Raw genomic sequence first — 5,434 nt, 5'->3', positions numbered from 1 at the left:
TCATTCCACTCGATCTGAGCAACCGAAGTAGCGGGACTTCAGTTCGCTGCTTGTCAGGTAAGGTTGGAGATGCGCTTTTTTGACCATGTCTCACGAAGCGATAGCGTTAGCGAAGCGAGGCGTTAGCCTAGCGCTGCTGCGCTTCGCAGATCGCATTGAGGGAAATTATCCTTATTGCAATGCGGTATTTCATCAATTGGTTGGGAGATTGTACTTACAGCGTTGTTCTTCTGCAAACTCTGCAAAAGAACGGAACCGTCCCGCCTCAAAATCGTCTAATCCACGCTGGATGCCTTCTACAGCTTCTTCGTAGTCTTGTGCTTCCCACTCCAGTACACTAGCTAGCAGTTCAGCGGCAACAGTTGCGACATCTTCTCCCTGTCTGGCAGCTTTCTCAAGGAGTTTTGCCTCTGCTTCTGGGCTAAGAGTCACGGTGATTGTCATGAGTCTGCTTTCCTCTACCTGCCAACTGAAAACCTAGAAATAATTCCTAGTCCACCCATTGTAACAACCTGTTAGAACTGGGCTGTCGAGTGAGGAGCGATCAGCTTTGCTGGTGCCGTAGGCGAGCGCTCCAGTAACACTCTGCTGGCTAGGAGGGGCGATAATTATGCAATTAGATTCTGGGGTTTTTATGTAATCTTGAGATATGCCAACAGTTTTAAGGATAGGTGCGTACCGTTTCTACTTCTACAGTCATGAACCAAATGAGCCACCGCATGTACATATTGACCGCGATGATTCATCGGCTAAATTCTGGCTAGAATCAGTTAGCTTGGCAAATAACATTGGTTTTAGTGCCAAAGAGCTTCGCAAATTGCAGTCGATGGTACAGGAAAATCGCGAAAGGCTATTGGAGGCTTGGTATGGGTATTTTGGCGATTCGAGCGGACGAGAGAGTTAAGGATGTTCGCTTTACTGAAGAGACAATTAGTGTCGATTTGATGGATGGTCGAACGATTACTGTGCCTCTGGTTTGGTATCCAAGATTGCTTAACGCTACACCTGAACAGCGATCGCAGTGGAAAGTAAGCGGTGGGGGTTACGGTATTCACTGGGAGGAGATAGATGAGGATCTAAGTACAGAAGGTATGTTACGAGGTGCTCCTGCTCCGAGGCAAAGCTTATCTGCTAGTTAAACCTTGAGCTTTGCGATCGCCCAATCTGTTATGTTTCTTGTGATTTCATTTGCAGATAATGCGAGTCTTACGGCCAAATCATGTGCAGTGAATGTGGTTTTACCATTACGCTGTTTGCAGGTCGAAGTATAGTATTTTCAAAGGATTCGTGAACAGCAAAAGCGCTAAAAGCCTTATGTGTCAAGGGTTGTTATTTTACATCTCAAATGAAAACACTATATTTCTATTGGAGGATTATAAATTTATTTAGATTTAAAACTTACGCCTATTTTCTTAGTTTCTTGATCTAACGAAATAATCATGATTGAAAGAGTAGATATAATGAGTGTATCTTAACGATTTTAGCTTTCTAGAGTTAACGCTTGAAATCAAATCTGTAACGGCAGCTTTAGCGATCGCTCACCAGTCCAAAATCTCAATCGGAGAGAAGTTCCTGTCTAATTTCAGCTTCGGAACTGTCGGCATAAATACCAGTAGTAATTACGCGATCGGTTGCTTCATCCAGATAAGAACGGAGAGCCTTATTCAGTTCTTGGAATTCTGGCCAAAGAGTTTCGTTCACAAAGCTGACAGGAACGCGAGCCATGACAGTAGTATGCTTCTGTCGGTAATAGCGGTAAGGCTCAATGCCGTAGCGACGCAACAATGCCAAAAACAGCTTCTTTGACCACATATCCGTTAAAGTGAATTTATATTCCACTGGTGGATCGAGTTTTTGAACGTCTTGAAGTTTTTCACGGATACGCTCTAAGGCGTTGGCAGCAGCAACCTTTTCCCCCTTTGTCGTTGCACCCGCGAACAAAGCTTCAATGCGTTGTAGTTTTTCAATCAGCTTTTGTTCTTCACTCAAGATGAATATCTCACTACTTCAAGTTCAGCAGCAATACCAAAATGGTCGGAGGGGTACAGAGTACGGTCATTGGGTGCCGATTCGGTGAGAATGAGTTGGCAATTACGTACACGCAGGTGCTGGTTGATAAACACGTAGTCCAGGGTACCGCGCCAAGGTCGTAAGGTGCGGTTCATCCACACGTTGACTAGATATTTGGCCAGCCTGCGGTACCAACTGCGTCGTTTTTTTAAGGGTGTGGGACAGGTGTATTCCGGCTCATGACCGTGGTATGCTGCGTAAGCTGAGGTAAATTGCTCCCGCATCAGTGCGATCGCGTGTGTCTCAGGCATACCGTTAAAATCACCGACTGCCACGATTGGCATATCGGGTGGTAACTTACCCAACCACTCAAGAAGCAACTGCACCTGCTTTACCCGTTCGGGGCTGGGGCCAGGATACCAGTAATAATGCCCGTTGCAAAATACCAATGGCTGACCGTCCACTTCCACCTGCACATATTGCGCTACTCGTCCCTGAGTTTGCAAGTCCAGAGTGTCCTGTCGCGTGAAGGGATGACGGCTGAGAATTGCCCCTCCGCAAAAGAGGAAACCTCTATCGTCTTGTTGATAGGGTAGTAGCTGCACGTAAGGCATATTAAGCTGCTGTGCTAGCCAAGCGCTGTTGTCTTCTGGAAGCTTCACCTCCTGTAGTCCGATTAAATCTGCTTGTTGAGCTACCAAACCCTCCACCAAAAGTTCGCGTCGCTGCGCCCATTTTTCCATTTCAAACAGAATGTTGATCGTGACGACTTTGACCACTTGGCAATACGCTCCCAGGTTCGGACAAAAGCATTCAGTCTAGAGTTTAATGCTAAACTCCAGCATCTTTCGATTAGATCAAAACATGCGTTGAGCTTAGGGAATTAGGGAGGGAGTCGTGGAGTGGACAGAACCACTTAAGAAAGCGCACCAGGCGCACATGTTGAGAACACAGTCGCTTGGACAAGAGCAACAGGATTGTGCAAGTATCAATCCTGGGGACTGGTCATGGCGGTTCTGGCTGGCTGTACCACTCTACCCCTACAGTAAGCGGCGAACCCTTCGCAAAGAAGTCGTTCAGGACACCATCTGGACGTTCGACCAGTTGCAGGGCATCCTCTACACCGTCGTACCGATTCGTATGAGTGTCGTTAAGCTCGAAAAAGGGGGGCTTCTCGTCTACGCGCCAGTCGCGCCGACACAAGAGTGTATCCGGCTGGTTAAGGAGTTGGAGGCGAAGCATGGTGGCGTGAAATACATCATCCTGCCAACCGCCTCTGGCTTAGAACACAAAGTCTTCGTTGGCCCCTTCGCCCGACAGTTTCCTGCTTCACAGGTTTTTGTGACTGCCAACCAGTGGAGTTACCCGCTGAATTTGCCGCTGGCTTGGCTTGGCTTCCCCATGAAACGAACTCACGTACTCCCGGAGGCTAGCGGTGATGCCCCGTTTGGGGATGAGTTTGACTACGAGGTACTGAGTATTGATCTCGGACGAGGTTCTTTTGAAGAAGTGGCATTATTGCATAAGCGATCGCGCACTCTATTAGTAACAGATTCAGTACTTTCTGTACCAGAAAAGCCACCAGAGATTGTCCAACTTGACCCCTACCCCTTGCTGTTCCACGCTAGAGACAATGCATTTGACGTGGTTGAAGACACTGAGGCGAATCGCCGCAAGGGATGGCAGCGCATATCGCTGTTTGCGTTGTACTTTCGTCCTAGCACCTTGGAGACGATTGGACTGGGGAAGGCATTTCGCGATGCCCTCAAAGCGCCGGAGCGATCGAGGAAGGCGTATTTCGGTTTGTTTCCGTTCCGATGGAAGACTGACTGGAAGCTGTCATTCAATGCGCTGCGAGGGGGTGGGCGTCCGTTTGTGGCACCGATTCTACAGACGTTTATTTTCAACCAAGCGCCGAGGGACGTACTGGACTGGGCGGACAAGGTGGCGAAGTGGTATTTTGAGCGGATTATTCCTTGCCACTTTGACGCGCCCATTGAGGTAGGGCCGCATCAGTTCCGGCAGGCGTTCACCTTCCTTGAGAAGAAGCCCTCTATAGGTGAGAACACATCGGTAAGTGGAAGTCAGCCTCTACCTAAGGAGGATTTTGAATTCATGAGGAAGCTGGAAGAGCACTTGACTAAGCGCGGCATTACATCGCCAGCGAAAGAATAAAGTGTAAGGCGGTAATAAGGATTACGGCAACGATAAATTTCAATTAGTTGTCCTTTGACAATTGCAGTTTCCAATTCCTCGCTTGGTTTGAGATGCTTCTGGCACGACTTAAGAGCGATCACTCTCCTTAACCATGAATCTTATTCGGCGTAAGTTAATGTTTACTGCCAAGTCTCAACAACGGTCGCAAAGAGTTGGGCTTTTTCAGACTCAGCGTACTGTTAACATAGAGCCAGCATTCCCTCAGAGTCTATGTTTCCGGTCAAATACCCCGTTCCTCAAACCAATCCGCCCTTATCGCCCAGAGAAACGCTGCCCACCATGTACGATCTTCCCAGTGAAAATCTGGAGGAACCCGGTTTGCCCGATGAATTCCATGACTTGCAAGCGCAATTCTTGAGCCTTGCGTTCTGTCCTCCACACTATCCGCCTTCGCGGGTGTTCAGTGCCAGCGACATGAACCTTTACTATGACGTGCGCCATGCTCAATGGTACAAGCGACCGGATTGGTTTGGCGTTGTAGGCGTGCCTCGACTTTATGATGATGTCGATATGCGCCTTTCTTACGTGGTTTGGCAAGAGGGAATCAATCCGTTTGTAGTTGTGGAATTGCTCTCTCCAGGGACGGAAAAAGAAGACTTAGGGGAAATTGCTCAGGAAAAGTTGCCACCTGAATCTGAGGAAGTTGTAGACAATAGGCAAGCGATTGAGCCTCAGAGTGAGAATAAACCTCCGCGAAAATGGGAGGTTTACGAGCAGATTTTACGCATTCCTTATTATGTAGTTTTTAGTCGTTATACCAATCGGCTACAAGCGTTTAAACAGGACGGAGCACGTTACCAAGAGTTAGAGTTACAGGAACCAAGAGTATGGATGCCTGAGTTAGAGTTAGGCTTGGGTTTATGGCAAGGAGAGTATCAATGCATTGAGCGTTTGTGGTTGCGTTGGTATGACGCTCAAGGTAATTGGATTCTTACTCAGGCAGAACAGGAACGACAGCGAGCTGAACAAGCGGAATCTAAGTTAGAGTGTTTGATGCAGCGACTTCGAGAATCAGGAATTGACCCTGAGAGGTTTTTGAACGATCAAAGCTGAATTGAATGGAATAGAGCGATCGCTCCTTACTTCAGCATCGTCATGCTTGCAGTTTATCAGCGATCGCTCCCTTTTTCTCGTATTATCTCACCAACTTAGACAGATACCTGCACTCTACCTTCAACTACCCTCACTTGATAAGTGGGAATGCTTA

At 47.7% G+C, this 5,434-nt stretch carries 7 protein-coding genes; 4 read left to right on the top strand and 3 right to left on the bottom strand.

The window, feature by feature from the left end; translation table 11 throughout:
* Positions 1–192: 192 nt before the first annotated feature.
* A complete protein-coding gene (locus V6C93_RS35480) occupies positions 193–444 on the bottom strand; it encodes a hypothetical protein (protein ID WP_333481402.1) in 252 nt (83 codons plus the stop codon).
* Positions 445–649: 205 nt separating this feature from the next.
* On the opposite strand from V6C93_RS35480, the gene V6C93_RS35475 reads away from it, so the two are divergent.
* Together V6C93_RS35475 and V6C93_RS35470 are read left to right on the top strand one after the other, a co-directional pair.
* A complete protein-coding gene (locus V6C93_RS35475; RefSeq protein WP_333481401.1) occupies positions 650–904 on the top strand; it encodes a DUF4160 domain-containing protein in 255 nt (84 codons plus the stop codon).
* Positions 867–1,139 (top strand): DUF2442 domain-containing protein, encoded by a 273-nt coding sequence (locus V6C93_RS35470; RefSeq protein WP_333481400.1) that lies wholly within the window; start codon positions 867–869, stop codon positions 1,137–1,139. The genes V6C93_RS35475 and V6C93_RS35470 overlap by 38 nt, the downstream gene beginning before the upstream one ends.
* Positions 1,140–1,554: 415 nt before the next feature.
* On the opposite strand, the gene V6C93_RS35465 is transcribed toward V6C93_RS35470, so the two are convergent.
* Both V6C93_RS35465 and V6C93_RS35460 read right to left on the bottom strand, forming a co-directional pair.
* Positions 1,555–1,989 carry a hypothetical protein gene (locus V6C93_RS35465; protein WP_333481399.1) on the bottom strand — a complete coding sequence of 145 codons (435 nt, stop codon included), beginning with the start codon at positions 1,987–1,989 and terminating at the stop codon, positions 1,555–1,557.
* Complete coding sequence (locus tag V6C93_RS35460; protein WP_333481398.1) at positions 1,986–2,789, bottom strand: endonuclease/exonuclease/phosphatase family protein; 804 nt, start codon at positions 2,787–2,789, stop codon at positions 1,986–1,988. Before V6C93_RS35460 ends, V6C93_RS35465 begins: the two co-directional genes overlap by 4 nt.
* A 160-nt stretch (positions 2,790–2,949) precedes the next feature.
* Between V6C93_RS35460 and V6C93_RS35455 the strand changes: the two genes are divergently transcribed.
* Together V6C93_RS35455 and V6C93_RS35450 are read left to right on the top strand one after the other, a co-directional pair.
* Positions 2,950–4,185, top strand: coding sequence for a DUF4336 domain-containing protein (locus V6C93_RS35455; protein WP_333481397.1), 1,236 nt, complete (start codon positions 2,950–2,952; stop codon positions 4,183–4,185).
* A gap of 252 nt (positions 4,186–4,437) precedes the next feature.
* Complete coding sequence (locus V6C93_RS35450; protein WP_333481396.1) at positions 4,438–5,280, top strand: Uma2 family endonuclease; 843 nt, start codon at positions 4,438–4,440, stop codon at positions 5,278–5,280.
* Positions 5,281–5,434: the final 154 nt, after the last annotated feature.

The organism is Allocoleopsis sp. (assembly GCF_036703385.1).
In the GTDB taxonomy this organism is placed as follows: Bacteria; Cyanobacteriota; Cyanobacteriia; order Cyanobacteriales; family Coleofasciculaceae; genus Allocoleopsis.
Note: the sequence above shows the minus strand (reverse complement) of the source record. Positions and strands in the feature narration are given on the sequence as shown.